This window comes from Streptomyces sp. NPDC048441 (genome assembly GCF_043200235.1).
In the GTDB taxonomy this organism is placed as follows: Bacteria; Actinomycetota; Actinomycetes; order Streptomycetales; family Streptomycetaceae; genus Streptomyces.
Map to the genome: position 1 here is coordinate 744,337 of NZ_JBICXM010000001.1, position 25,954 is coordinate 770,290.

A 25,954-nucleotide genomic window follows, 5' to 3' on the forward strand; every position below is an offset into this window, starting at 1 on the left:
TCCCTCGCAACTGCGGGTGGGAGCGGTTTTCTTCCCCGATCTCGCCCGGACCTCAGCTCACACTCAACAACGCCCGCCCCACCTGCGGAAACACCCCCTTGGGGTGGTCACGGAACAGCGGCTCGGTCCCGAAGAGGACCACACGGGCCCCCGCGGCAGCCCCACTGACGACAGAAGCCTGACCCGCGGCGTCCGAAGGGCCACCCGCACCGTCCACGGGACGCCAGTGCCCCGACAGGAGCGGATTCCCAGCCCCATAGGACTGCTCGATCCGCACCCCACTCCCCAGCTTCGTGAACCACATGGGCGCGTACACGAAGGAGTGCGCGATGGCGCCCCCAGTGACGGGCCCGCCGGAATTGACGACCCGCACCACCCCATTCGCATCCCCGTTCCCAGCGACCGCCGCGACGGAAAGCAACTTCGCGTCGGAGTTCAGCGCGGCCCCCTCCGCGCCACGCCCGACAAGCCCGCCTCCACCGGCGAGGAACTCGTCGAGCCCGCCCCGCGCCCCGGAGTTCAGCTCGCCATAGGAAAGCCCGGCCGACACGAACAACACATCGGCTCCCGACTTCTTCCAGTCGAAACCGGCGTTGAGGGCAGCCGTCGAAACCGGCACCACATCAAAGTTCATCTCCCGCAGAGCGAACAGCTCGCCGGGAGTGGCGGCCGCCGCCACCCGCGTGCGGTGGACGACTGCTCCACCCTTCGCCCTGGTCGCCTCGAAGGCGACGTCATACTTCCTCGCCGCGACGACCGCCGCCCCTCGCGCCTCCGACGGCAGAATCACGCTGCCGTCATCAGCCCGACGAACGGAAACGCCCTTCTCCAGAACCCAGTTGAGCGCGGCAACCTCCCGCGCATCATCGAGCCGCAACCGAAGATCTCCACGCGGCGCGACGTACCCGACGCGCGAGGCGGCATCCACGACGTGCGAGCGAACCCCGGCCGGCGAGCTCTCCTTCACCGAGTCCACCGTCGCGCCCCACAACCGCCCGAGGCTCCACCCCGAGATGTCGTACATGGTGGACACCTTGTCGCTGATGTCCCGCCCGTCCGCGAGCATCACATTGGCGATCCCGCGCTTGGCCTGACGCATGTCGATGACGTACGAACCCTTGGCGTACGAGGTCTTGCCCAGCCTGAAGTCCCTTGTCGCACGCCGCACTTCCACATCATTGTCGAGCAGATGCCCCACAAGACGTGAGGCCGCCGCGGCCGAACGCTGCCCCTTCCCCCGCGGAATCACGTACGCGCGAGGAAAGTCAGTCGTGTAGACGTCCTCCGGGCCGATACCCGGCACCCCCGGCACGGTCTCCGGCGACACCGGCACCTGCTTCGCACCCGCCGTGCCCCGCCGGAACATCTCGATCTGATCGGCGATCACCGAAGTCCGGTGCTCCTGCGTGTACTTGAGCGTGGCGGACATCGCCGCCCCCGCGATGTCCACGTTGATCGCGGACCGCCTCCGCAGCTCGGCCACGGGCAGATCGTCGTACTCGTCGTTGTTGACCGTCATCGGGAACTCGATGGTGTGCGCGGCGACCGCGCCGTGGAACGGCATGTACTGCGGTGTGAAGATCGGCGGCCAGTCGTCCCAGCCCTCTTCCTGGTCGCGGAAGGGGATGACGGCGGGTTCGACGCCGTCCTTCTCGGGCGTGTAGCCGAGGCCGTTGACCGCGGCTTCCATGCCGAGGGCGTTGGCGTAGGAGTTCTTGAGGAAGAGGTCGTACTCGTAGTTCTCGCCGTGCGGGGGAGTCGTCGGCTCGATGAGGGTGCCGTTGACGTACCCGTGCAGGTCGATCATGACCGCGGGCTGCTTGTCGATGGCGATCTGCCGCATCGCGCGGACCTCGGGCTGTGACGCGGTGATGAAGTCACGGTTGAGGTCGAAGCCGTTGGCGTTCTCACGAGTGCCCGCGATGCGGCCGTCGGGGTTGGCCGTGACGTTGAAGTAGAGGCGGTTGTGGGCGAGGAGGTCGCCCGTATCGCCGTCCTTGGCCTTCGCGAGCTTCGTGATGAGCTTCAGGGCGGCGTCCGTGCCCTCCCACTCGTTGCCGTGGATGTTGTTGTTGACGAAGACCGGCGTCTTGTACGAGGACTTGACCGCCGGGTCCTTGGCCGCGGCGCCCGGCGCGTGCTCGATGAGTTCGCGCATACGCTCCTGGCGTGCCGTCTCCTTGGCCGACTCGGGGGCGGTGACGGTCACCAGGTAGAGCTGGTGGCCACCCGCCGAACGGCCCGCGATCTCCACGCTGACGCGGTCGCCGATGCCCTGGATGTCATTCAGCGTGGGGGCCAGGGAGTGATAGGGCGCCAGGCCCAGTTTTATCGACTTGTCGGCTGGATTGGCGGGAGGCGGGGTCAGCTTCTGTTCGCGGGGGTAGCCGCGGTTCTTCGGGTCCGTGAGGTCCGTGAGGCCGGGGCTGCCGGCGGATCCGAGCGCCCGGTCCGCAGCGCTCTCGGGGGTCTTGGCGGCGCGCTCCGTGGAACTCAGGGGCGAGCCCTCACGGCGGATGTCGTGGCCGCGCGGACTCGGGTCCGCGGTCGCGCTGCCCGGGACGAGCGTGGTGAGGACGAGAGCGCCCGCCGAGGCGAGCGTCGTGAGCAGAATGGGTCTGGACGGCCGGGATATGCCCATGCGTACCTCCGTAGATGAGTCGGTACGCGTGGTCTACCGTTTCAACACCCGTACAACAAGAGGGCCTTGAGCCCCACACGCCCCACCCTGTCGCGCGCCCCGCCTACCGTCCCGCCTTGGACCCCTACACCGGCGGATAAGGTGTGCCCCATGCGTGATCTAGGACGGGGCTTCGGCTACTTGTTGAAGGGCCAGCGCTGGGTCGCCCAGCACGGCAAGCAGTATGGAGTCGGCCTGTTGCCCGGCCTGATCACCCTGTTTCTCTACGCGGCCGCGCTCACCGGGCTCGCGCTCTGGGGCACCGACTTCGTCGGCTGGGCGACGCCCTTCGCGGACGACTGGTCGACGCCGTGGCCCGGCCTGTTCCGCGGCTTCCTCACGGCGCTGCTCTTCGCCCTCGCGCTCCTCCTGTCGGTGATCACCTTCACGGCGGTGACGCTCCTGGTGGGTCAGCCCTTCTACGAGTCCCTTTCGGAGAAGGTCGACATCTCCGTCGCCGGATACGCCCCCGAGTCGGGCCTGCCGCTCTGGCGCGAACTGCTGATCTCGGCACGTGACAGCCTCCGCATTCTCGTACGGGCCGCGGTCTGGGGCATCCTGCTCTTCGCCCTCGGCTTCATCCCGGTCATCGGCCAGACCGCGGTCCCGGTGATCGGCTTCTGCGTGACGGGCTTCTTCCTGGTCGAGGAGCTGACGGCGGTCGCGCTCCAGCGCCGCGGCGTGGAACTCCGTGACCGGCTCACACTGTTGCGCGGCCGCAAGCTGCTGGCCTGGGGCTTCGGCACCCCGCTCGCCGTCGCTTTCCTGATCCCGTTCGTCGCGGTGTTCCTGATGCCGGGAGCGGTGGCCGGGGCGACGCTGATGGCGCGGGAGCTGGTCGGGGAGGAGAGCGGGGCCGGGACGGACGATCCGGCTGCTGCTGCTGCTGCTACTACGGGCGGGCGTTCATAGCGGTCGTCAGTATCTGCCGCACCTGCGCGATGATGTCGAGCCGGTTGCGCACGAACTCGGGATCGGTGATCTCTCCCGTCGCCGGGTCGGTGTTGCCCGCGCCGAACTCCAGGATCGGCGTGTGCACATGGCCTCCCGGCAGCCGGTCGTGCAGGCCGAGCCGGTCGCGTAGGAGCGTCGCCCGGTAGGCGATCTCGTTCGACAGGTAGTTCCCGCCGCCGCCCTCGCGGGCCGTGGAACCGTCGGTAGGACCGTCGGGCCGGACCACAGGAGCGGTCTGGCCGGCCGGGATCTCGGTCACCTTCGTGTTGTCGTACACGGGGAAGCGGCCGGTCTCGGCGCTCACGATCTCCTTGTACGGGAGGGTCGTCGACGTCCACTGCGGCTGCGAGGCCGGGTCGGTCACCGGGACGGTCTCCGTACGCGAGAGGTTCTCGTTGTCGGGGAAGCCGCCGCGCCAGGCCCCGTTGGTCCGCTCGATGTCGAAGCGTCCCGCGCGGCCCTGGCTGATGGTGGTGAAGAGGTCGACGCGGGGGAGGTGGGCGCGCAGGGTGCGCTCGACCGTCCCCTCCGCGAAGTCGTCCCAGCGGACGGGGAAGACGGTGGTCTCGACGCGGGCGGGGCCGTCGGCGGTGTCGATGACGGTGCCGTCGAGTGCCAGAGCGGTGGCCCCGGAGGGGTTGCTGATGCGGGTGTCCCGGTCGAGCGTGAAGGGGTCGAAGCCCGTGACGAGGATCCGCTTGAGGCGGTGGCCCGCGGGGTCCGACTTCGGGTAGCGGATGGAGTCGTGCCCGCGCGAGGTGGACTCCAACACCCGTATGAGACGGCTGTGCCGAGTATCACTCACCCCGAAGCCGGTCGGCTCCCACTGCCGGAGCTCCCGCGTCATCGCGATCCTGGCCCAGTACAAGGGCCGGTCGTCGTCCCGGCTCAGGTCCCCGGCCTTCGCGTTCACGGCCCCCCGCCCCTGCGCACGGTCGACGGCACGCTGCCACAGTGCGGAACCCTGTCGTTCGACGACGCGCTCGGCCTCGCCGTACGAGTGCGCCCGGCCGAGCGCCCGCGCGAACTCCGGGGCCACGGCGTCGAACCCGCTGCGGCGCAGGATCTCCTGCGGGGCTGCCCGGTCGAGGCGCTGCTCCTCGGCGGTGCCTGTAGGGGCGTCGGTCGCCGATGCGGTCGCCGACGCGGGCGCCGCGGCGAGGGAGAGCAGGAGGGTGATGCCGAGTGCGAGCTTGCGTGACACGGGAGTCCTTCCGTGGCCGGTGGGGTTGCCGCAGTATCCCGGCAGAGAGGCGGGCACCGATAGGGGCTAACGGTCCACGGCAGCGTGATCCGCGGCCGTCATGAATCCCGCGCTGCCCGTCCGTACCGCTCGGCCACCGCGTGGAACGCCTGCTTCGGCTCCCAGTGCCAGCCACCCGACGACCCCTCCTGGATGGTCTTCACGATGCTGTAGCTCGCCATGTCGAGGTCGTGGCGCGGCTCAGGCCTGTGCGGGGCGTCGGGGCTGACGAAGTTGTACAGCGTCGCCGAGTAGAGGTTCATCGACTCGAAGACGTCCAGTACGTCGGTGATGTACGACGCCTGGGTCCGCTCACTGCGGACAAGACCGCCTTTGATCTCTGGCGGGTCCTTGGTGTAGTCGACGACGTCCCACCCCATGCCGCCCTGCTCCGGCGCGCCCCGGAACGTACACGTGCCGAACTCGGTGATCGCCACCGGCTTGCCCCAGCGCCGATAGGGCGTCAGGTCACGGACGTAGGCTGCCCGACTGCGGTGGTACGCGTAGTAGTTGACGCTCACGATGTCGAACAGGCGCCAGTCGACCTCGTCGCCCTCCGCCGCCCCGTACGTCAGCCTGCCCCCGAAGACGGACCTGCCGACCGCCGCCGCCCGCCCGATGAACCGCTTCAGGCGCCGCTGCATCAGAACCGGGTCGTAGTTCCCCTTGGTGATGTTCTCGATCCGCTCCACCGCACTGTCGCCCGGCACGATCCCCGGGACAAAGAGCACGAACTCGCAGCCCACGCTCAGATGGACCGCAGCGCCCTGCCGCCGCAGCCGCTCGGCGTGCCGTCCCGTTTCCGCGAGGTGGTCGAGGATCTCCCGCTCGGGGCGGTCGGCCAGGCGCGGCTGGAGCCAGACGTGCAGTCCCCGTTCGGCGGCCTCCGTCGCGGTGGCGCCGAGCCGTTCGACGCCGTCACCGAAGACGGAGACGGTGGTGGCGTGCAGCCGGTCCCCGATCGCGCACATGTCTTCGCGCATCCGGCCCGCGTTCCAGCCGGTGGCGGGTGTTTCCCCCGCGCCCACCTCGTAGCAGACGCCTCGATAGGTAAGGCCCCGCGATCGGGAGGGTGTCGCGGAGGCCGGTGCCGTCCCCAGCAGTCCCCCTGCCGCCGCCGCGGCGCCCACGGCCCCCGCTCCCGCCAGAAACTGCGCCCGGTTGATCCCGTCCCTCGGCACGGTGCCTCCCTTGTGTCCGTCTTGCCCGTCCTGCCCGTCCGTACGTCGCGTACGGTCAGGCCCAGTCTCGGCAACGGGGGCGCGTCGTCTCGTCCGCCATTGGTCTACGGCGTGGTGACCTTGGTAGAGGCGCCCCGCCCCGCGATGCGACTTGAGTAGCGCGCGTAGCCGTCTTAGCGTCGGTCACATGGAGAAGATCGCGTTTCTTGGACTGGGGCACATGGGCGCGCCCATGGCTCGCCAACTCATCGCCGCGGGGCATCCGTTGACGGTATGGAACCGGACAGCCGAGAAGGCGGAGCCGCTGGTGGGGGCGGGGGCTCGGCTCGCCACCGACCCCGCGGACGCCGTGCGTGACGCCGATGTCGTCATCACCATGCTGGCGGGGCCGGACGCGGTGCGCTCTGTCGCCGACGCCATCGTGCCGGAGCTGTCGGCCGGGGTGCACTGGGTGGAGATGTCCACCGTCGGGCCCGATGTCGTACGGGAGTTGGCGGCGAGGGTGCCGGACGGCGTGACCCTCGTCGACGCGCCCGTCATGGGCAGCACGGACAAGGCCGCATCGGGGCAGCTCGGCATCCTCGCGGGAGGCGAGGCGGACGGGGTCGCGCACGTCCTGGCCTGCTTCGGACCGGTGACCCGTACCGGCCCGCTCGGCTCGGGCGCCGCGCTGAAGCTGGTCGTCAACACCGCCGTCATCGGGGGCGTGGCCCTGGTCGCCGAGGCGATGAGACTGGCCGACGCGCTCGGCCTCGACGAGGAGACCGCGAAGGGGGCGCTTGCCGCGGGGCCGCTCGGGGGCGCGGTGGGCCGTGCGTTCGCCACGGATGTGCACTTCGGCAGTGACCTCGCCGTCAAGGACGTGGCGCTGGCGACGGAAGTCACTCGGCTCCCGGCCATGGAAGCCGTATTGGCGCACTACGAAGCGGCCGCCGCCGACCCGGCCGTCGTCCACGAGGACATCGCGCGAGCGGTCGACCACATCCGGGCCGGGGGCCGGGACGTTCAGACGTCCTGATCACTCACTTCCGCCCTCGCTCCCGCCCCCAGCAGCCCCAGAAAGTCCCTGAACGCCCCCGCCATGTCCACGGATTCGGGGTCCAGGAGCCACTGGTACTGGAGCCCGTCCATCACCGCGACGAGGAGCGGCGCCGCCGCCTCCGGTGTGAGCCCGCCGGGGAGCCGCTCCCCGTACTCGGCGCGCAGGACCGCCGCGAACTTCTCCCGCACCGATCCGTACCGCTCGGTGAAGTACTCCCGCGCCGGATGCCCGTCCGTGACGCTCTCGCCGAGCAGGGCGGAGAAGGTCTGGATGATGCCGGGGCGCATCACGTTGTACTCGACGAGCGAGCCGAGCAGATCGAGGCGGATCTCGTTGCCAGGCACCGCGTCCCACTGGTCGCGGGCCTCCAGGACGGCGACGAGGAGGGCTTCCTTCGTGGGGAAGTGGTGCAGCAGGCCCTGCTGGGTGAGCCCGACGCGCTCGGCGACGGCGGCCAGGCTCGCGCCCCGGTAGCCGCGCTCGGCTATCACCTCCAGGGCGGCCCGGAGGATCTCCGCCCGCCGCTCCTCGCTTCTGGCCCTGGATGTGGCCCTGGGCGTGGGTCTGGGCGTGGTGCTGCTCGTGGCTCTGGCCTTGGGCGCCATCGTGTCTGCCCCTTCACCTTCTCGGTCCTGCTCGCGTGACGACCGTACGTCATGCCGATATCAATATAACGTCCAGGTTACGAAACCTACCGACCTACAGGTAGGCGAGGCAGGATGGAGAGGCCGACGTACGGAACGACGTACGGAACTGACCTGACTTCAACGAGGAGGTACCGCCATGGCGGGAACCCAGGGCCCCGGAGCCACCCAGGCCGACCAGGCGCGCGAGGTGGTCGTCGAGGCCGCGCTCGCCGCGCTGGAGCTGGACGCCAAGGCCCGACTGCTCGGCGGGCGCGACATGTGGTCGCTGCACGCGCTGCCCGAGATCGGTCTGAAGTCCCTCGTGATGTCGGACGGCCCGATCGGCGTGCGCGGCACCCGCTGGACCGCCGACGACCCGTCCATCGCCCTGCCGTCACCGACCGCGCTCGCCGCCACCTGGGACCAGGACCTCGCCCGCCGCGCGGGCGCCCTCCTCGCCCAGGAGGCCCGCCGCAAGGGCGTGCACGTCCTCCTCGCGCCCACCGTCAATCTGCACCGCTCGCCGCTCGGCGGCCGGCACTTCGAGGCGTACAGCGAAGACCCGTATCTGACCGGCGTCATTGGCACCGGCTACGTCCAGGGCGTGCAGTCGGGCGGTGTCGGCACGACCGTCAAGCACTTCGTCGCGAACGACGCCGAGACCGACCGCTTCACCGTCGACAACGTGATCGGCGCGCGCACCCTGCGCGAGCTGTACCTCGCGCCCTTCGAGGCGATCGTCACCAACGCCCACCCCTGGGGCATCATGACCGCGTACAACCAGGTCAACGGCTCGACGATGACCGAGCACCGCTACCTGGTGAATGAGGTCCTGCGGGGCGAATGGGGCTTCGACGGCTACAACGTCTCCGACTGGATGGCCGCCCGTTCGACCACCGGAGCCATCGAGGGCGGCCTCGACGTCGCGATGCCGGGGCCGCGGACCGTGTACGGCGGGCCGCTCGCCGATGCCGTGCGCGCGGGCCGGGTCAAGGAGTCGACGGTCGACGACGCCGTGCGGCGCGTCCTGCGCCTCGCCGCCCGCGTCGGCATCCTCGAGGGTGCCGAGCCGGTCGTCACCGACGTCCCGGCCGAGATCGACGGCGAGGCGCTCGCCCGCGAGATCGCCCACCGCGCCTTCGTCCTCGTCCGCAACGAGAGCGAAGTGCTGCCGCTCGACCCCGCCGCGTCCGTCGCCCTCATCGGCGCCGCCGCGCGCGACGCCCGCGTCCTGGGCGGCGGCTCCGCCACCGTTTTCCCCGCCCATGTGGTCTCCCCGCTCGACGGCCTCACGACCGCGCTCGGCGAGGACGCCCTGACGTACGCCGTCGGCGCCGACCCGAGCGATGAACTCGCCCCCGCGGACAAGGGGTTCGAGCTGCGTGCCATCTGCCGCGACGCGGACGACGGCATCCTGGGCGAGGGCAATCTCCCCTCCGGCCAGGTCCAGTGGATCGGCGACGACCTGCCCGACGGCGTCACCCACGAGACGATGGCCTCCATCGAGGTCGTCGGCACGTTCACACCGCGCACGAGCGGTGAGCACGCGTTCGGCACGCGCGGTCTGGGGGCCTTCACGCTGACCGTCGGCGGCGAAGTCGTCTTCGACGGGACCGAGGCGATGGGCGCCGACTCCGACCCCTTCGAGGCGTTCTTCGGCTCACCGGTCGAGCGCGCCAAGGTCCGTCTGGCAGCGGGCGAGACGGTCGAGGTCTCCCTCCTCCACCCGCTCGACAAGGCGTACAAGGCTCCGCTGCCCGGCGTCGTGTTCTCCTTCGTCCACCTGGAGCCGCAGCGTGACGCCGACGAACTGATCGCGGAGGCCGTCGACGCGGCACGGGGCGCCGACACGGCGGTCGTGGTCGTCGCCACCACCGAGCGCGTCGAGTCCGAGGGCTTCGACCGGCAGGACCTGCGCCTTCCGGGGCGCCAGGACGACCTGGTGCGGGCGGTGGCGGCGGCCAACCCCCGTACGGTCGTGGTCGTCAACTCCGGTTCTCCGGTGGAGCTTCCGTGGCGCGAGGACGTCGCGGCGGTGCTCCTGAGCTGGTTCCCCGGACAGGAGGGCGGGGCGGCGCTCGCCGATGTGCTGCTCGGTGCGCGCGAGCCGGGAGGGCGACTCCCCACGACATGGGGCGCCTTCGCGGACGCGCCGGTCACCCAGGTCACTCCGACCGATGGCGAACTCTCCTACACCGAGGGCGTGTTCATCGGCTACCGAGCCTGGGAGAAGACCGGTGCCTCTCCGTCGTACGCCTTCGGTCACGGCCTCGGCTACACCGACTGGACCTACGAGTCCCTCACCGTGGAGGGCACCACGGCCACGGTCCGCGTCCGCAACTCCGGGCAGCGCACGGGCCGCGAGGTCATCCAGGTCTACCTGGCCCCGGACCGCCGACTGGCCGGTTTCGCGGGCGTCGAGGCCGCGCCGGGCGAGAGCGTGGAGGCACGGATCGAACTCCCGCGCCGAGCTTTCGAGATCTGGGACGAGGGCGCCAACGCCTGGGCGCACCAGGGTGGTTCGTACGAGATCCAGGTAGGCCGCTCGATCGCGGACATCCGCCTCAACGAGACGATCACTGCCTGACGCCCCGCAGGGGCGCGGGGAACTGCGCGCCCCGCCCCCCACGGGCCCGCAGGTCGATCACCGCACAGAGAACCCGTACACCGTCTCCGACCGATACACCCCACCCGGCCGCAGCACCGTCCCAGGAAACTCCGGCCGGTTGGGGGAGTCGGGGAAGTGTTGTGCCTCCAGAGCGATCCCATCGCCAGGTGCGAAGGGAAGGCCCTCCTCAAAGTGATCCGCCGTGTACAGCTGAAGACCCGGCTCCGTCGTCAAGACGGTCAGTACACGGCCGGACGCCGGGTCCGACATCTCCGCCACCTCGACCGGCAGCTCGGTCCGTCCCTTGTCCAGTACGTAGTTGTGGTCGAAGCCGGGCCCGGCCCTCCGCGCCTTGCGGAAGTCGAACCGCGTCCCCGCCACCTCCTCGTACTCACCCGTGGGAATCTGCGCACCGTCCGTCGGCGTGATCCGCGCCGCCGCGATCCGCAGGTCGTGGCCGAGCGCGCTGCCGCTGCCCGCACCCGCCAGGTTCCAGTACGTGTGGTTGGTGAGGTTCACGACCGTCGGGGCGTCGGTCGTCGCCTCGTACGCGATCCGCAGTGCGCCCTTCTCGTCCAGCGTGTACGTCGCCGAGACCGCGAGCCGCCCGGGATACCCCTCCTCGCCGTCCGCGCTCACCCGCGAGAGCCGCACCCCGTGTTCGGCCTCCGCCGCGTCCCACACCCGCTTGTCGAAACCGGCCGCGCCGCCGTGCAGGGCGTTGGAGCCGTTGTTCCGCGCCAGGCGGTACGTACGGCCGTCGAGCACGAACTCACCGCCCGCGATCCGGTTCGCGTACCGGCCCACGAGTGCTCCGAGATAGGGCCCCGGATGGTCGAGATAGCCCTGAAGGCCGTCGAATCCGAGAGCCACCGGCTCGCAGCGCCCCGACCGGCTCGGAACTTCCGCCGACTGGATGATCCCGCCGTACGTCAGGACGCGTACCCGCGCCCCGCCCCTTTCCAGGGTCAGGCGATGGACGGGCGTGCCGTCGGGGAGACTCCCGAAGAGTTCACTGCGCATGATCGCGACCCTACGCCGGGCCTGCGCGACTTCAGGCCTTGGGATCCTTGGCCTTCACCTGGCGGTAAGCCAGCTCGGCGAGGCGCGACTGGCCGTCCTTGCTGGGGTGGAACCAGTCCCAGTGGCTCAACTGGTCGCCGTCGAAGCGGTAGTCGAAGACCGCCCCGCCGTCGTACCGGCAGCGCAGATCCTTCGCGCACACGTCCTTGAGCACCTTGTTGTACGCGACCACGCGGCTCTGCACCGTGGCCCGCCGCTCCGTGGCCGACGCGTCCCGCGCGTCCGGGTCGGCCAGCATCGAGGAGCAGATGCCCAGCTTCCAGATCTGCTTGCCCAGCGGGTTGGTACGCCCCTTCGACCAGAGCCGCTTCAGATCCGGCACGGACGTGACGTACACCTGCGTCTTGGGAAGCTCGCGCCGCAGCGTGCGCATGGACTCCTCGAAGTCGGCGCGGAACCGGGCGACCGGGGTCATGGATTCCGCCGAATCGCGGCAGGCGTCGTTCGCGCCGGCCATCACCGTGAGCAGCTCGGGGCGCTTGGCCGTGGCCTCCGCGACCTGCTCGGGGAGATCCTCCATACGGGCGCCGGTCTTCGCGAAGTTCCAACTGTGCTCGGCGGCCCGCTCCTTCCCGAGCAGGCGGGTCGCCAGGCTGCGCACCCCGGAGTCCGTGCCGGTCGCCCAGGACACCTCGGGGCAGTCGGCGAGCACCGAGCAGGCGTCGAAGCCGCGCGTGATGGAGTCGCCGACGGCCGCGAGGGAGTCCGGGGTCGAGTCCCAGGTGGGGGTGGGCTTGGGGGAGGGCTTGTCGCGCGCCGACGGTCCTTTGGGCGCGGGGGAGTCGCCACCGGAGGCATCGCACGCCGTGAGTGCGGTGGCGCCGAGAAGAACCGCCGTCGCGGTGGCGACGACGGCACGTGAGCGGTGCCTTCGGTTCCGCATCCCAGGTTCCCCTCTGTAGGCGTACGCCGGTTGCGCGCCGAGGCGCTCCTGCGAGTGAATGGTGGGCGATTCCTGGCCTTGGGACCGACGGTACGTCACACTCCTTGCGCCGCCGCACGGTAGCCTCGCCACCCAGTGGCACTCTGCTGTTCCGGTTCCGCTAAATTACATCACGTCACATCTGTCCCGTTTTTGGGAGTTTCCGAATTCATTCGGGAGTTTCCGAATTCAGGGGAACAACGCTCGGCACGGGCCCGAGGCCGCTGGGGAAGGCGAACCTCGACCCACACTGGAGGTCCCGGTGACGACACGTGGAGTTCTGTACGTGCACTCCGCACCGCGCGCGCTGTGTCCGCACGTCGAATGGGCAGTCGCGGGCGTACTAGGCGCGCGCGTCAACCTCGACTGGATCCGCCAGCCCGCTGCACCCGGAACCTGGAGATCCGAGTTCTCCTGGCGGGGCTCGGTGGGCACCGCGTCCAAACTCGCGTCCGCGCTGCGCGGCTGGCAGCTGCTGCGCTTCGAGGTCACGTCGGAGCCCTGCCCCACGGCCGAGGGCGAGCGGTACAGCGCCACGCCTGACCTCGGCATCTTTCACGCCGTCACCGGTATCCACGGCGACATCCTTATCCCGGAGGACCGCCTGCGCGCCGCCCTGGCCCGCTCCCAGCGCGGCGAGAGCGACCTGGAGGCCGAGCTCCCCAAACTGCTCGGCAAACCCTGGGACGACGAGCTCGAGCCCTTCAGGTACGCCGGTGAGGGCGCGCCGGTGCGGTGGCTGCACCAGGTCGTCTGACGTACTTCCGCGCACTTCCGGCGGATGTGACGAGGGGCCCCACCATGCGGTGGGGGCCCCTCGCGTGCACGTCAGAGCTACGTACAGCCGACTGCTCAGACGCTCCGGAACGCGAGCACCACGTTGTGGCCGCCGAAGCCGAACGAGTCGTTCAGCGCCGCGATCGTGCCCTCGGGCAGCGCGCGGGGCTCGTCGCGGATGATGTCCGCGTCGACCTCGGGGTCGAGGTTCTCGATGTTGATCGTCGGCGGGGCGAGGCGGTTCTTCAGCGCGAGGACCGTGGCCACGGTCTCCACGCCGCCCGCGCCGCCGAGCAGGTGGCCCGTCATCGACTTCGTGCTGGAGATCGCCATGTGGTCGACGTCGTCGCCGAACGCCTTGCGCAGCGCCTTGATCTCGGCGACGTCACCCTGCGGCGTCGAGGTCGCGTGCGCGTTCACGTGCACGATCTCGGCGGGCTTGAGGTCCGTGCCGTCGATGAGGTTCTGCAGCGCCGCGGCGATGCCGTTGCCGGACGGCTCGGGCTGCGTGATGTGGTGCGCGTCGGCCGAGATGCCCTGGCCGACGGCCTCCGCGTAGATCTTCGCGCCGCGGGCCTTGGCGTGCTCCTCGGACTCGAGGATGATCACGCCGGCGCCCTCGCCGAGCACGAAGCCGTTGCGGTCGGCGTCGTAGGGGCGCGAGGCGCCCGCCGGGTCGTCGTTGTTCTTGGACATCGCCATCATGTTGCCGAACGCGACGATCGGCAGCGGGTGGATCGCCGCCTCCGTGCCACCCGCGACGACGACGTCGGCGCGGCCGGTGCGGATCATCTCGATCGCGTAGCCGATGGCCTCTGCACCCGATGCACAGGCCGACACAGGGGTGTGCACACCCGCGTGGGCGCCCAGCTCGATGCCGACGTTGGCCGACGGGGAGTTGGGCATCAGCATCGGCACGGTGTGCGGGGAGACGCGGCGTACGCCCTTCTCCTTGAGCACGTCGTACTGGTCGAGCAGGGTGGTGACGCCGCCGATGCCGGAGGCGATGACCGCGCCGAGGCGGTCGGGGTCGACCGACGTGTCCTCGCCCGCCTTCGCGGTGTAACCCGCGTCGGCCCAGGCCTCCTTGGCCGCGATCAGCGCGAACTGCGCCGAACGGTCCAGCTTGCGGGCCTGCGGACGGGGAATGACCTCGCCCGGCTCGACCGCGATCTGGCCCGCGATGCGGACCGGAAGCTCGGCAGCCCAGTCCTGTTCGAGTAGACGGACACCGGAGCGGCCCGCGAGCAGACCTTCCCAGGTCGAGGCTGCGTCGCCACCCAGCGGTGTGGTTGCGCCGATACCGGTGACGACCACGGTGCGATTGGTCGAGTTCACAGGAAAATTCTCCACGGTGTTGAGGGGATCAGCGGCGCCACCGCCGGGTGGCGACAGCAGAGCAACCTGGTCAGGCGGCCTGGTGCTCGAGGATGTACGTGGTCGCGTCACCGACCGACTTGAGGTTCTTGACGTCGTCGTCCGGGATCTTGACGTCGAAGCGCTCTTCGGCGGCGACGACGACCTCGACCATGGACAGCGAGTCGACGTCCAGGTCGTCGGTGAAGGACTTGTCCAGCTGGACGTCCTCGACCGGGATGCCGGCGATCTCGTTCACGATCTCCGCGAGACCGGCGACGATCTCTTCCTGAGTGGCGGCCATGTTGGCGCTCCTTCTATGTATTCAGAGGGTGTGGCGGCATCTGCACCGGACCGGATGATCCGGACGGGATGCCTAGGGGAGGGTAACGACCGTGGCGGCGTACACGAGACCCGCCCCGAAGCCGATGACGAGCGCGGTGTCGCCGCTCTTCGCCTCGCCGGTCGCCAGAAGCCGCTCCATCGCGAGCGGGATCGAGGCAGCCGACGTGTTGCCGGTGGTGCGCACGTCACGGGCGACCGTGACGTGTTCCGGCAGTTTCAGAGTCTTCACCATCGAGTCGATGATCCGCTCGTTGGCCTGGTGCGGAATGAAGACATCCAGGTCGTCCGGGCTCAGGCCGGCGGCGTCGAGCGCCTCCTTGGCGACCTTCGCCATCTCGAACACGGCCCAGCGGAAGACCGCTTGGCCCTCCTGCGTGATCGCAGGGAACTTGATGTTGCCCTCGCTGTCGAGCGGCAGCTTCGAGGCATCGCCGGTGTGGAACTCGTCCCACGCCACGGTCTGCTTGATGGTCTCGGACTTGTCGCCCTCGCTGCCCCAGATGGTGGGGCCGATCTGCGGCTCCTGGGACGGGCCGACGATCACGGCGCCCGCGCCGTCACCGAACAGGAAGGCCGTCGCGCGGTCCTCCAGGTCGGTCAGGTCGCTGAGCCGCTCGACGCCGATGACCAGAACGTACTCCGCGCTGCCCTCGACGATCATGCCCTTGGCGAGCGTCAGGCCGTAGCCGAAGCCCGCGCAGCCCGCGGAGATGTCGAACGCGGCGGGCTTGCCCGCGCCGATCTTGTCCGCGATCTCGGTCGCGATGGCCGGGGTCTGCTTGAAGTGCGAGACGGTCGAGACGACGACCGCGCCGATCTGCTCGGGGGTGATGCCCGCGTCGGCGATCGCCTTGCCGGACGCCTCGACGGACATCGCGGCCACGGTCTCCTCGTCGGAGGCCCAGTGGCGGGTCGCGATGCCGGAGCGGGAGCGGATCCACTCGTCGGACGAGTCGATCGTCTCGAGGATCACCTCGTTGGGCACGACACGGGTCGGGCGGTAGCCGCCGACACCCATGATGCGCGCGTACGGGGCGCCCTTACTGGGCTTGATCTTCGACATGCTCTCCTGCTCCTTCTCAGGCACCCGCCGCGTCGGCGGCGGATGAGGTGTCGGCGGCGGATGAGGTGTCGGATGAGGCGTCGGCGATGAGCGCACGAGCGGCGTCGAGATCGTCGGGCGTCTTCAGGGCCACTGTCCGCACGCCGGGCAGGGCACGCTTGGCGAGGCCGGTCAGCGTGCCACCGGGGCACAGCTCGATGATCGCCGTGGCGCCCAGGGTCTTGAACGTCTCCATGCAAAGGTCCCAGCGCACCGGGTTGGCCACCTGGCCGACCAGGCGGGACACGACGTCGGTGCCGGTCGGCACGGCCTGGCCGTCACGGTTCGACACGTACGTCAGCTTCGGGTCGGCCGGGTCGAGGGCCTTGGCGGCCTCTTCGAGCGTGGCGACGGCGGAAGCCATGTGGTGCGTGTGGAACGCGCCCGCCACCTTCAACGGTACGACGCGGCGGACGCCTTCGGGCTTGTCCTCGGCGAGTGCGGCGAGCTGCTCTACGGTGCCCGCGGCGACGATCTGCCCGGCTCCGTTCACATTCGCCGGCGTCAGACCGAGCTTCTCCAGATGCGGGATGGTGACCTCGGGGTCGCCGCCGAGCAGCGCCGCCATGCCGGTCTCCGTGATCGCGGCGGCGTCGGCCATGGCCAGACCCCGCTTGCGTACGAGGCCGAGTGCGGCGTCGTCGGTGAGCACACCGGCGTACGCGGCCGCGGTGAACTCGCCGACACTGTGTCCCGCGACCGCACCGGGCTTGTTCGCGGTGAGGGCGTCACTGAGTGCCTCGGCGGAGAGCAGACCGGCGGCCACGAGCAAGGGCTGCGCCACGGCGGTGTCGCGGATCGCTTCCGCGTCGGCCTGTGTGCCGTAGTGGGTGAGGTCAAGGCCGATGGCCTCCGACCACGCGCCGAGACGGTCGGCCGCGCCGGGGAGATCGAGCCAGGGGGTCAGGAAGCCGGGCGTCTGGGCGCCTTGGCCGGGAGCGACGAGTACGAGCACTCTCACACTCTCTCTTGTGGACGGTGTGGGCCGCCCGTGGGGACAGGGACGAAGAACCGCTGGCGGAATTGTAGGGGCTCGACAAAATCTTATGGTTGGAGATCTCCGTCGGCGAGACGCCCCAGGATCAGCGCGATCCGCAGCGTGAATGCGGAGCGTACGTCCGATGGCGACCAGCCGGTGACGTCTGTCACACGTCGCAGCCGGTAGCGCACGGTGTTGGGGTGGACGAAGAGCATCCTCGCCGCCCCTTCGAGGCTGCTCGCCTGCTCCAGATAGACGCTCAGCGTCTCCAGGAGCGCGGAGCCCGCTTCCTCCAACGGTCTGTAGATCTCCTCCACCAACTGGTCGCGCGCGGCCGGATCACTCGCGATCGCGCGTTCCGGCAGGAGATCGTCCGCCAGGACCGGTCGCGGAGCGTCCTGCCAGGCGGCGCACGCCTTGAGCCCGGCGGCCGCTGCCTGCGCGGACCGGGTGGCGGCGAGCAGGTCGGGGACGACGGGCCCGGCGACGACGGGCCCGGCCGCGTACGGACCGATCAGACCCTTCGCGACCTGTAGCGGATTGTCGCTGCCGCCCGCGATGACGACCAGACGATCGCCGAGCACACCGGTCAGGACCTGCAGCTTGGTGTGCCGGGCGGCGCGGCGGATGGCTTCGACGGTGAGCTCGCTGTCGCCGTCGGGCGCGGTGCCGAGGACGACGCACACATGCTCGGGGGAGTTCCAGCCGAGCGCGGCGGCCCTGCTCACCGCACCCTCGTCGGCCTCTCCGGAGAGGACAGCGTTGACGACAAGTGACTCGAGCCGGGCGTCCCAGGCACCGCGTGCCTCGGCGGCCTGTGCGTAGACCTGCGCGGTGGCGAAGGCGATCTCGCGGGCGTAGACGAGGAGTGCCTCGCGGAGGATGGACTCATCTCCCGGGGCCGCGATCTCGTCGACCGCGGACTCCATCACCTCGATCGTCGTACGCACCATCTCGACGGTCTGGCGCAGAGTGATCGCCCTGGTCAGCTCGCGCGGGGCGGTGCCGAAGACGTCGGTCGAGATGGCCTGGGGGGCGTCGGGACGCCGGAACCATTCGGTGAACGCGGCGATACCGGCCTGCGCGACCAGACCGATCCACGACCGGTTCTCGGGGGGCATCGCCCGGTACCAGGACAGCGTCTCGTCCATGCGCGCGATGGCCTGCGCCGCGAGACTCCCGGCTGACTGCTCGAGGCGCTTCAGCGTCGCCGAATGGGCGTGCGCCTTCCGGTGCGCGTCCTGACGCGCGGCTTCCTCGTGGCGTGCGGCTTCGTCATGGGCTGCCTGATGGGCGTCCTGGCGGGGTTCGTTCGCAGAGGGTTCGGGCACGGGGACAAGACTGCCTTATCGGGACGGGGGAGTGCGGTGCCGGGTCTGACGTCGGGTGTGGCATTGGCCGGGAGGTGCGGTTCCGGGCGGAGCGGGCGGGGCGCGCGGTTCCGGAGGGTTCCGGAGGTCCCGGAGGGGAGGGGGAGCGCGCCAGCGGTCTTGCGTGAGGTGCGCGGTGTGCGTGATTCCGGGTGATTCCGGGCGGGAGTGGGTCGTGTCCGGTCTAACGTGGGTGTGTGATTGATGTACGGCGCTCCGGCGATCGGTACCGCGGCGGGGAGCCCGGTACCGGTATCGAGACCTTCCACGCCTTCTCCTTCGGGCCGCACTACGACCCCGACAACCTCCGCTTCGGCGCGATACTCGCCTGCAACGAGGAGCGTCTCGCCCCCGGCGCGGGCTTCGAGGAACACCCGCACAGCCATACGGAGATCGTGACCTGGGTGGCCGAGGGCGAACTCACCCACCGCGACTCCTCGGGCCACGCCTCGGTCGTGCGCCCAGGGGACGTCCAGCACCTGAGCGCGGGCGGCGGCGTCCGGCACGTGGAACGCAACGACGGCGCGACCCCGCTGACCTTCATCCAGATGTGGCTCTCCCCGCTGACGCCGGGCGGCGACCCTTCCTACGAGCTGGTCCACGGCATCGCGGACTCGACTCCGTACGCGGTTCCGGCAGCGGGCGCGCTCCTCCATGTCCGGCGGCTCGCAGCGGGGGAGCGCACGGCGATCCCGGACGCGCCCTTCGCGTACGTCCATGTGGTGCGCGGCGAAGTCCGCCTGGGCGGCGAGGAGTTGAGCACGGGAGACGGGGCACGGATCACGGCCGCGGAGGGCTTGGAGGCGGTGGCTACGGGTGCGGGTGCGGGTACGGGTGCGGGTGCGGCGGAGCTGTTGGTGTGGGAAATGTCCGGCTGAGCCCCGCTGCTGTGGGCAGTCGTGCCGCTGGGGCGGCACGGGCGCTGACGAAACCTCAGAGCTCGGCGAGCACCGCGTCGGTGAACGAGGGCCACGCCTCAACGGCCCACGGCCCGAACGCCCGATCCGCCAGAGCGACGCACGCCGCCCCCGCATCGGGATCGACCCAGAGGAACGTCCCGGCCTGCCCGAAGTGCCCGAACGTCCGAGGTGACGACGAACTCCCCGTCCAGTGCGGCGACTTGGAGTCCCGAATCTCGAACCCGAGCCCCCAGTCATTGGGACTCTGATGCCCGTACCCGGGAAGCACACCCTTCAGCCCCGGATACGCCACAGACATCGCTTCCGCCACGGTCCGCGGATCAAGCAACCGCGGCCCCTGCACCTCAGCAGCGAACCTCACCAGGTCATCAACCGTGGACACCCCGTCCTTCGCGGGCGACGCGTCCCCGTCGAGCGAGGTGGAACCCATCCCCAGCGGTTCGAGCACAGCCTGGCGCAGATACTCCCCGAAGGGAATGTCCGTCGCCTTGGCGATGTGATCTCCAAGGACCTCGAACCCCGCGTTCGAGTACAGCCGCCGCGTCCCGGCGGGCGCCGTCACCCGATGCTCGTCGAACGCGAGACCGCTGGTGTGCGCAAGGAGATGCCGCACGGTCGACCCCTCAGGCCCGGCGGGCTCATCGAGTTCGATCGCCCCCTCCTCGTACGCCACGAGCGCCGCGTACGCCGCCAGCGGCTTGGTGACCGAGGCGAGCGCGAAACGGTGCCCGGTGGGCCCATGCGCCCCGGCGACCGTGCCGTCCGCGCGTACGACGGCGGCGGCAGCGGTAGGGACCGGCCAGTTCTCGATCAACGCCAGGCTCTGCATACGCATGAGCCTAAGCGCCCTACAGGTTCAGCCGCATGGAGGGGTCGTGCTTCCGGGCGAAGCCGAGCGAGGCGTAAAGCGGCTCCGCTTCCGCTGAAGCATTGAGATCGACACTCTTGGCACCCCGCTCACGAAACCAGTCAAGCAGCACCTCCATGCAGGCCCGCGCATACCCCCGCCGCCGCTGGCCAGGATCGGTGGCGACGCTGAACACAGAGCCATTGACGCCCTGCGGATTCCCCTCCCGCCCGATGCGATAGTCCAACGTCCCCACCACCAGAGCCGCAAGCTTCCTGGACTGACCGGGCTGGCCGGGCTGGCCGGGCTGGTCGACGACGAAGGCCGCGAAGTCCCCCTCCAGGTCGGCGAGTTTGGCCCGTACGGTCGAGATGGCTTCGGTATGCCACCCGATGTCGGACGCGGATGCGGACCCGGACGCGGACCGGGACGTGGACGCGGACCCGTTCGCGAACATCGAGTCGATCATCACTTGCCGCAGTCTGATCAGTTCCTCGGCATCCTCTTGCGTGGCACGACGTACAACACTCATGATCGGCACCGTAGTCACCGTACGAAGCGATGTCCCCCGATTTTCCCAGCCCCTGTTTCCGTCACATATTTCCTCCTGGTTCTGCTTGCTTAGAGTGCACTCCAAGGTTCTAGCGTGGTGGTCATGACGGTGATGGAGACTGAGACCACGGACAGCGCTGGTTCGAAGGCGGACTCCTGCGCCTCGGCACCCACCGCGCACCCATGCCCGGCCGGACAGGACCACTACACGATCAGCGAGGTCGTCGCCTTCATCGGCCTGACCGCGCACACCCTGCGCTGGTACGAGCGGATCGGCCTGATGACCCACATCGACCGCTCCCACACGGGCCAGCGCCGCTACCGCAACCGCGATCTCGACTGGCTCACCTTCATCGGCAAGCTCCGCCTGACCGGTATGCCGGTGGCGGACATGGTCCGCTACGCCGAGCTGGTGCGTGAGGGCGACCACACCTTCACCCAGCGCCACGAACTCCTTGAACAGACACGCCGCGACGTCCGCACCCGCATCACAGAACTCCAGGGCACGCTCGCCGTACTCGACTACAAGATCAACTTTTACGCTGACGCCCGCCCTGCGCCGGAGAGGCGCTGAAACTGATGACCGCACCCCGGCTTCCCCGGTGAGGCCCGTGTCTTGGGCCCCGCTGCGGGGCTTCACTGCGGTGCCTCACCGCGGGGCTTCACTGCGGGGTCCCACCGCGAGGTCAAGCCGCTCACGCGAGCCCCAGTGCGAAGACCGCGAACCCGGCCGCCAGGAGGCCGGTGAGCGCACGTCGCGCATGAGTGGCCCGCTTCCACGGCTCCTCGAAGTGCCGGGTATAGCGGCCTATCAGCAGCAGGAGTGCTCCGAAGACCGGAAGCCAGGCGACCCGGGCGGCTATCCAGCCCCAGGTGTCCGGACCTGCCGTCAATCCAGGCACCGTGCCGCCGAGGAACGAGGCGGGCACAGCCGCCGCGAGCATCGCCGTCTGGTGCCAGCACAGGATCGTCATCGCCGACAGATTGATGACGATGACCGGCGCCCACAGCGCGGGCCTGCGGAGCAACTTGCCGATGCGCTCGCGCAGCAGGATCGCCGCACCACTCTGCGCGGCGGCAAGGGCCAGGACCAGCAGTGACGGGGGGTGTGAATTCGTCCGTGCCTCACCCGGGACGCCCACCATCGACGCCGGGTAGTGGAAGACGAACAGCAGGGCGGCGAAGAGGGCGGTCCCTCCGACGAGCAGCAGCCACGCGCCCCGTCTGCCCAGCTTCTTCTCGCCCCAACTGACGCCCAGTTGATAGGCGAACATCCAGCCGGGCAGCAGATTCAGCAGGCTCAGCCAGGACGGCATGGCGTCCCCGAATGGGCCATAGCGCAGGAAGTCGATGACGGCGACCGAGCCGATCAGTGGCGCCGCGGCCCAGGCACCGAGCCGCTCGGCCGCTCTTATGCACCAGGGAGTGAGCGCGGTGATCACCGCATAGATCCCGACGAACCACAGCGGCTGAATCACCAGCGTGGACCCCGTGCGCAGAGTCGTGCCCGGCACCCCCATGGCGTACAGCACCGGGATCAACGCCGCCCATACGGCCGTCACCCCGAGCACCGGGCGACCCAGCCGCGCCACCCGCCCGCGCAACCAACGCCCCGTTGATTCGCCGCGCGCCACCGCCCGGCGGTACGAGAGAACCGAGGCGTAACCACCGACCAGGAAGAAGATGCCGAGCATCTGGAGCACCCAGCTGAGCGGCGCGAAGAATCCGAACGAGGCAAGAGGGCTGGCATTGTGCAGCGCGCCTCCCGCGTCGAGGGTGAAGCCGCCGAGCAGCCAGTGCCCGGTCGGCACGGCGAGCAGGGCGAGCGCACGCAGCCCGTCTATGGCCCGGTCTCGATGTGCCGGAGTCCTGGCATCGATCGCCGATGCGGTCTTCCGCAGGGTGGTCAGGGGAGTGAGGCTCATGACCGTGCTCCGATGTGGTGGGCGCCGGCGGCAGATTCTGTGCCGTCTGTGCCGTCTGTGCCGTCTGTGCCGTTGTCCGGTGTGTGGTGAGTGGTGGTGACCTCTGTGCCCTCCGCGATGTCGGCGAAGGCCTTGAGGGAATCCGTCCCCGGTGCGAAGTAACCGGTGTGGCCCTCGGCTCGCTCTGCTGGAATGCGTCGAGCGCCGAAGTCCGGGTCGGTCGGGTCCTCGCCATGGCCGAGGCCGAACGCCTCGACGTTCGGCACGTCACAGATCCAGTCGCTGTCGTCCCTGGCCGCCCAGACACGCGCGGTGGTGCGCAGATCGGCCACGCTGTCCGCGCGCATACCGGGGGAGCCGAGCACTATCAGGTCGGACGCCTTCAGCTGTGGAGCCGCGAGGCCGCACACCACCGAGCCGTAGCTGTGGCAGAACACGACGGGGCGAGGGGCGCCGGAGGCGTTCAGTCCGCCCACGAACCGCGCGAGCCGCGGTGCGCCCGCCTCCGCGAGCCGTCCCGTCGCGGCGTCGGGGCCGAGCCCGACCGGGGTGGTGTACCCGACCCAGGCCACCACGGCCGTGCGGTCACCCGCCGCGACGTGCAGGGAACGCGCCATCCCGGCAGGTGTGCCGTACTCGTCCCTGGAGCGGTCGTAGGTGTTCAGATCCATGTCGGATCCGGGCACGACGACGGACACGTGGTGTGCTCTCCCCAAGTTCCCGAACACCTCGGCCACTTGGCCTCTGCCGCGCGGGTCGAAGGCGAGGATCTGACGGCCGGGACCGAGAAGTTCTTCATAGCGCCCGACCAGGGAACGTGCTCGCTCGTGGTCCTGCAGAGTGAGCTTCGGGTCGGTCTCGCGGCCCTGTTCGCGGGCGCGCTCGGCTTTCAGGGAAAGGGCGTTGGCCTCGTACCGGAGGGCATTCGGGGCACCGTCCAGGTTGCCGACGACCGTGGGGTGCCGCGCGGCCAGACGGTGCTGCTGGGCCTTGCTCAACGAGGCGAAGAACGCGGCCACGCGGGCGGGGGATGCGGACGCCGGTTCCGGCAGCCGAACCCCCAACGTATGGTCCGCGCGCCAGGCTTGTGTGCCCGGTGGTGGTCCCGTGAGGGGCTGCTGCTCGTTACCGACGGCCCAGCCGGCCGTACCGGCCACGATCGTCGTCATGAGTGCCGCGGCGATCAAAGTCCGCCTGCTGCGGGCTTTCCAGCTACTGAGAGCTTTCCAAGAACGAAGGCGCATGGCCCGTCTCCCTCCCCATCTCGTGGCACGCTCTGGCGTGACGAGGGGAAAGGTAGGGAGACGGTGCCCGGCGGCGCCTCACACTGGGGAGCCAACTCGCAGGTCATACCGGGGTATGTGGAACTGATACCGCGGTAGGGGGTTGGGCGCTCTACTGCTCGCCGGGGCTGATCAGGCCCGACTCATAGGCGAAGATCACAGCCTGCGCGCGGTCCCGCAGGTCCAACTTGGAGAGCACCTTGCCGATATGGGTCTTCACCGTCTGCTCGGCAAGCACCAGACGCTCGGCGATCTCCTGATTGGACAGACCGCGCGCGATCAGCACCAGTACCTCGGTCTCACGCGGCGTCAGACCATTCAGCCGCAGTGACTGGTCGGTGCGCGGCTGCCGCTGCTTGGCGAAGTCCGTGATCAGCCGACGTGTCACCGACGGCGCGAGCAGTGCGTCCCCCGCCGCCACTACGCGTACCGCCGAGATCAGATCGGCGGGCGGGGCGTCCTTGAGGAGAAAGCCCGAGGCTCCGGCGCGCAACGCCTCGTACACATAGTCGTCCACGTCGAAGGTGGTGAGCATCAGCACCTTCGGTACATGCACGACGCCGGGTGGCGGGTCCAGCAGGGCACGGGCCGCGGCGAGTCCGTCCATCTCCGGCATCCGGACGTCCATCAGGACGACATCGGGATGGGTGTGTCGACTGACGTCGACACCCTTCTTGCCGTTCGGTGCCTCGCCCACGACGTCGATGTCGCTCTGCGCCGCCAGCAGTGCGGCGAAGCCGGCCCGCACCATGTTCTGGTCATCGACGATGATCACGCGGATGGTCATGCGGTGCCGGAGTCCTTTTTGAGGAGGGGGAGCTGGGCTGCTACGCGGAAGCCGCCGTCGGGCAGCGGCCCGGCGTCGACCGTGCCGCCGACCAACCGTACGCGTTCGCGCATACCGACGAGTCCGTGGCCTGTGCCGCTGCCCTCCAACGAGTCGGGTGTCTCGGTGGGCGGGCCGTTGACCACGAGAATCAGCAGATACTGCTCATCCAGGGTCACGGTGATGGTGGTGCGCGCTCCCGGCGCGTGCCGCATCACGTTCGACAGGGCCTCCTGGACGATGCGGTATGCGGACAGGTCGACGGCCGGTGTCACGTCGGCCAGCTGTGTGAGCACTGCCAGCTCGGGGCGCGACAGGTCGATCGGTATCCCTGCGCGCACCGTCGCCTCCACCAGATGCGGCAGCCTGCTGAGTCCTGGCTGCGGTGCCCGCTCGCCCGGTGTGTCCTCGCTGCGCAGGACCGCGAGCAGCCGCCGCATCTCGGTGAGGGATTCGCGGGCGCTCGCCGCGATACTCCCGAACTCCTCGCGCGCCGTTTCCGGCAGGCCGTCGAGGCGGTAGGGCGCGGAGTCGGCCTGCACCGTGATCACCGACATGTGGTGGGCGACGACGTCGTGCAACTCCCGGGCGATTCGGGCTCGTTCCTCGAGGAGAGTGCGCTGGGCGCGCTCGGCCTCGCTGATGGTCTCCTGCTCGATGAGTCTGCGCTGTGCGTCGCCACGCTCACGCAGCAGCGCGCCGAGGAGCAGCGCGCCACCGCTCAGCACGATCATGAGCACACCGGTGTCCTGGCTGCCGTCGTCGCTGAACGCACCGAGGACGAGGCTCACGACGACGGTGACCAGCCAGATCCCCAGGAGAGTGCGGCGACTCTCCCGCAGTGACAGCAGGAGGCACACGACCACGTACCCCACGATGATCATGACCGTCCAGGGGGCGGGGCGGTCATGGCCCGTGGACAGCGTCACGATCGCCCCGAGGACATCCGCGACGATCACGATGCACCACGCGGCCAGCGGTCGACTGATCGCCAGCAGTAGCGGCGCGGACTGGGCGACGGCCAAGGCGCCCGCCAGACCTCCACTCACCCCATAGTCGTTCGCAAGGACCTGGGTGGTGACCGGGATGAGCACCGCGACGAAGCCCAACGCGATGAGCAAGGGCAGCAGCCGCACCCAACGCCTGGGTGACCGGGACAGCAGTGGCTCGGCCCGGCCCGGGGGCGTCGCGAGGAACGCCCCGGCCCTGCCGAGCCCTTCGCGGACGCCCGCGGTCGCGCGCTGAAGGGTGATCCCGTGCCTGCCCGGCTCGGCGGCCGGTGGGCGGGGATCCTGGTCCGGTGGTGTCGATGCGCTGCTCATGGCCTGATCAG

Annotated in this window: 23 protein-coding genes; 6 read left to right on the forward strand and 17 right to left on the reverse strand. The window is 69.8% G+C overall.

Annotation, left to right across the window (positions count from 1 at the left end; all coding sequences use genetic code 11):
- Positions 1-52: 52 nt before the first annotated feature.
- Entirely contained in the window at positions 53-2,641 is a 2,589-nt protein-coding gene (locus ACGFSB_RS03290; RefSeq protein WP_393393242.1) for a M14 family zinc carboxypeptidase, read from the reverse strand.
- Positions 2,642-2,791: 150 nt separating this feature from the next.
- Between ACGFSB_RS03290 and ACGFSB_RS03295 the strand changes: the two genes are divergently transcribed.
- On the forward strand, positions 2,792-3,592 hold the full coding sequence (locus tag ACGFSB_RS03295) for an EI24 domain-containing protein (RefSeq protein ID WP_393393245.1): 801 nt from the start codon (positions 2,792-2,794) through the stop codon (positions 3,590-3,592).
- Here the strand turns inward: ACGFSB_RS03295 and ACGFSB_RS03300 are convergent.
- Complete coding sequence (locus tag ACGFSB_RS03300; RefSeq protein WP_393393248.1) at positions 3,573-4,838, reverse strand: pyroglutamyl peptidase; 1,266 nt, start codon at positions 4,836-4,838, stop codon at positions 3,573-3,575. The two genes, ACGFSB_RS03295 and ACGFSB_RS03300, sit on opposite strands and share 20 nt — an antisense overlap.
- A 98-nt stretch (positions 4,839-4,936) precedes the next feature.
- Complete coding sequence (locus ACGFSB_RS03305) at positions 4,937-6,058, reverse strand: abortive phage infection protein (RefSeq protein ID WP_393393251.1); 1,122 nt, start codon at positions 6,056-6,058, stop codon at positions 4,937-4,939.
- Positions 6,059-6,209: 151 nt separating this feature from the next.
- Between ACGFSB_RS03305 and ACGFSB_RS03310 the strand changes: the two genes are divergently transcribed.
- A complete protein-coding gene (locus ACGFSB_RS03310; protein WP_393393254.1) occupies positions 6,210-7,076 on the forward strand; it encodes an NAD(P)-dependent oxidoreductase in 867 nt (288 codons plus the stop codon).
- On the opposite strand, the gene ACGFSB_RS03315 is transcribed toward ACGFSB_RS03310, so the two are convergent.
- A complete protein-coding gene (locus ACGFSB_RS03315) occupies positions 7,064-7,705 on the reverse strand; it encodes a TetR/AcrR family transcriptional regulator (RefSeq protein ID WP_393393257.1) in 642 nt (213 codons plus the stop codon). The genes ACGFSB_RS03310 and ACGFSB_RS03315 overlap by 13 nt on opposite strands.
- A gap of 178 nt (positions 7,706-7,883) precedes the next feature.
- On the opposite strand from ACGFSB_RS03315, the gene ACGFSB_RS03320 reads away from it, so the two are divergent.
- On the forward strand, positions 7,884-10,313 hold the full coding sequence (locus ACGFSB_RS03320) for a glycoside hydrolase family 3 protein (RefSeq protein WP_393393259.1): 2,430 nt from the start codon (positions 7,884-7,886) through the stop codon (positions 10,311-10,313).
- A 57-nt stretch (positions 10,314-10,370) separates the two neighbouring features.
- On the opposite strand, the gene ACGFSB_RS03325 is transcribed toward ACGFSB_RS03320, so the two are convergent.
- On the reverse strand, positions 10,371-11,357 hold the full coding sequence (locus tag ACGFSB_RS03325) for an aldose epimerase family protein (protein ID WP_393393262.1): 987 nt from the start codon (positions 11,355-11,357) through the stop codon (positions 10,371-10,373).
- 31 nt (positions 11,358-11,388) lie between these two features.
- A complete protein-coding gene (locus ACGFSB_RS03330) occupies positions 11,389-12,300 on the reverse strand; it encodes an SGNH/GDSL hydrolase family protein (RefSeq protein WP_393393265.1) in 912 nt (303 codons plus the stop codon).
- A 301-nt stretch (positions 12,301-12,601) separates the two neighbouring features.
- Between ACGFSB_RS03330 and ACGFSB_RS03335 the strand changes: the two genes are divergently transcribed.
- Positions 12,602-13,096 carry a DUF3145 domain-containing protein gene (locus tag ACGFSB_RS03335; RefSeq protein WP_393393268.1) on the forward strand — a complete coding sequence of 165 codons (495 nt, stop codon included), beginning with the start codon at positions 12,602-12,604 and terminating at the stop codon, positions 13,094-13,096.
- 95 nt (positions 13,097-13,191) lie between these two features.
- Here the strand turns inward: ACGFSB_RS03335 and fabF are convergent, their stop codons facing one another.
- From fabF to fasR, 5 genes are all read right to left on the reverse strand, one after another.
- Positions 13,192-14,454, reverse strand: a complete 1,263-nt coding sequence (gene fabF / locus ACGFSB_RS03340; RefSeq protein WP_393393271.1) for a beta-ketoacyl-ACP synthase II — start codon at positions 14,452-14,454, stop codon at positions 13,192-13,194.
- Positions 14,455-14,524: 70 nt separating this feature from the next.
- Positions 14,525-14,776: an acyl carrier protein gene (locus ACGFSB_RS03345; protein WP_393393274.1), complete on the reverse strand. Its 252-nt coding sequence runs from the start codon at positions 14,774-14,776 to the stop codon at positions 14,525-14,527.
- Between the two features lie 72 nt (positions 14,777-14,848).
- Complete coding sequence (locus tag ACGFSB_RS03350) at positions 14,849-15,880, reverse strand: ketoacyl-ACP synthase III (RefSeq protein ID WP_393393276.1); 1,032 nt, start codon at positions 15,878-15,880, stop codon at positions 14,849-14,851.
- Positions 15,881-15,896: 16 nt separating this feature from the next.
- Entirely contained in the window at positions 15,897-16,874 is a 978-nt protein-coding gene (locus tag ACGFSB_RS03355; RefSeq protein WP_393393279.1) for an ACP S-malonyltransferase, read from the reverse strand.
- A gap of 89 nt (positions 16,875-16,963) precedes the next feature.
- Entirely contained in the window at positions 16,964-18,103 is a 1,140-nt protein-coding gene (gene fasR / locus ACGFSB_RS03360) for a fatty acid biosynthesis transcriptional regulator FasR (protein WP_393393811.1), read from the reverse strand.
- Positions 18,104-18,465: 362 nt separating this feature from the next.
- Between fasR and ACGFSB_RS03365 the strand changes: the two genes are divergently transcribed.
- Positions 18,466-19,146 (forward strand): pirin family protein, encoded by a 681-nt coding sequence (locus ACGFSB_RS03365; RefSeq protein ID WP_393393282.1) that lies wholly within the window; start codon positions 18,466-18,468, stop codon positions 19,144-19,146.
- A gap of 55 nt (positions 19,147-19,201) precedes the next feature.
- Here the strand turns inward: ACGFSB_RS03365 and ACGFSB_RS03370 are convergent, their stop codons facing one another.
- Together ACGFSB_RS03370 and ACGFSB_RS03375 are read right to left on the reverse strand one after the other, a co-directional pair.
- A complete protein-coding gene (locus ACGFSB_RS03370) occupies positions 19,202-20,023 on the reverse strand; it encodes a serine hydrolase domain-containing protein (RefSeq protein WP_393393285.1) in 822 nt (273 codons plus the stop codon).
- A gap of 13 nt (positions 20,024-20,036) precedes the next feature.
- The gene (locus ACGFSB_RS03375; protein WP_393393288.1) at positions 20,037-20,567 is read right to left on the reverse strand and encodes a GNAT family N-acetyltransferase; all 531 of its coding nucleotides are present in this window, start codon (positions 20,565-20,567) and stop codon (positions 20,037-20,039) included.
- Between the two features lie 123 nt (positions 20,568-20,690).
- On the opposite strand from ACGFSB_RS03375, the gene ACGFSB_RS03380 reads away from it, so the two are divergent.
- Positions 20,691-21,161, forward strand: coding sequence for a MerR family transcriptional regulator (locus ACGFSB_RS03380; protein ID WP_393393290.1), 471 nt, complete (start codon positions 20,691-20,693; stop codon positions 21,159-21,161).
- A 121-nt stretch (positions 21,162-21,282) separates the two neighbouring features.
- On the opposite strand, the gene ACGFSB_RS03385 is transcribed toward ACGFSB_RS03380, so the two are convergent.
- The 4 genes from ACGFSB_RS03385 to ACGFSB_RS03400 all read right to left on the reverse strand — a co-directional run bounded on the left by ACGFSB_RS03385 (position 21,283) and on the right by ACGFSB_RS03400 (position 25,943).
- A complete protein-coding gene (locus tag ACGFSB_RS03385; RefSeq protein WP_393393293.1) occupies positions 21,283-22,512 on the reverse strand; it encodes an acyltransferase in 1,230 nt (409 codons plus the stop codon).
- Complete coding sequence (locus ACGFSB_RS03390; protein WP_393393296.1) at positions 22,509-23,681, reverse strand: alpha/beta hydrolase; 1,173 nt, start codon at positions 23,679-23,681, stop codon at positions 22,509-22,511. Before ACGFSB_RS03390 ends, ACGFSB_RS03385 begins: the two co-directional genes overlap by 4 nt.
- 226 nt (positions 23,682-23,907) lie before the next feature.
- Positions 23,908-24,582: a response regulator gene (locus tag ACGFSB_RS03395; protein WP_393393299.1), complete on the reverse strand. Its 675-nt coding sequence runs from the start codon at positions 24,580-24,582 to the stop codon at positions 23,908-23,910.
- A complete protein-coding gene (locus tag ACGFSB_RS03400) occupies positions 24,579-25,943 on the reverse strand; it encodes a sensor histidine kinase (protein WP_393393302.1) in 1,365 nt (454 codons plus the stop codon). The genes ACGFSB_RS03395 and ACGFSB_RS03400 overlap by 4 nt, the downstream gene beginning before the upstream one ends.
- Between the last annotated feature and the right edge of the window lie 11 nt (positions 25,944-25,954).

Bases quoted from the DNA above. Each gene is read 5' to 3' on its own strand.
- ACGFSB_RS03290 (WP_393393242.1), bottom strand. From the start codon at position 2,641: ATGGGCATATCCCGGCCGTCCAGACCCATTCTGCTCACGACGCTCGCC.
- ACGFSB_RS03295 (WP_393393245.1), top strand. From the start codon at position 2,792: ATGCGTGATCTAGGACGGGGCTTCGGCTACTTGTTGAAGGGCCAGCGC.
- ACGFSB_RS03315 (WP_393393257.1), bottom strand. From the start codon at position 7,705: ATGGCGCCCAAGGCCAGAGCCACGAGCAGCACCACGCCCAGACCCACG.
- ACGFSB_RS03320 (WP_393393259.1), top strand. From the start codon at position 7,884: ATGGCGGGAACCCAGGGCCCCGGAGCCACCCAGGCCGACCAGGCGCGC.
- ACGFSB_RS03325 (WP_393393262.1), bottom strand. From the start codon at position 11,357: ATGCGCAGTGAACTCTTCGGGAGTCTCCCCGACGGCACGCCCGTCCAT.
- ACGFSB_RS03330 (WP_393393265.1), bottom strand. From the start codon at position 12,300: ATGCGGAACCGAAGGCACCGCTCACGTGCCGTCGTCGCCACCGCGACG.
- ACGFSB_RS03345 (WP_393393274.1), bottom strand. From the start codon at position 14,776: ATGGCCGCCACTCAGGAAGAGATCGTCGCCGGTCTCGCGGAGATCGTG.
- ACGFSB_RS03350 (WP_393393276.1), bottom strand. From the start codon at position 15,880: ATGTCGAAGATCAAGCCCAGTAAGGGCGCCCCGTACGCGCGCATCATG.
- ACGFSB_RS03370 (WP_393393285.1), bottom strand. From the start codon at position 20,023: ATGCGTATGCAGAGCCTGGCGTTGATCGAGAACTGGCCGGTCCCTACC.
- ACGFSB_RS03375 (WP_393393288.1), bottom strand. From the start codon at position 20,567: ATGAGTGTTGTACGTCGTGCCACGCAAGAGGATGCCGAGGAACTGATC.
- ACGFSB_RS03380 (WP_393393290.1), top strand. From the start codon at position 20,691: ATGACGGTGATGGAGACTGAGACCACGGACAGCGCTGGTTCGAAGGCG.
- ACGFSB_RS03385 (WP_393393293.1), bottom strand. From the start codon at position 22,512: ATGAGCCTCACTCCCCTGACCACCCTGCGGAAGACCGCATCGGCGATC.
- ACGFSB_RS03390 (WP_393393296.1), bottom strand. From the start codon at position 23,681: ATGACGACGATCGTGGCCGGTACGGCCGGCTGGGCCGTCGGTAACGAG.
- ACGFSB_RS03395 (WP_393393299.1), bottom strand. From the start codon at position 24,582: ATGACCATCCGCGTGATCATCGTCGATGACCAGAACATGGTGCGGGCC.
- ACGFSB_RS03400 (WP_393393302.1), bottom strand. From the start codon at position 25,943: ATGAGCAGCGCATCGACACCACCGGACCAGGATCCCCGCCCACCGGCC.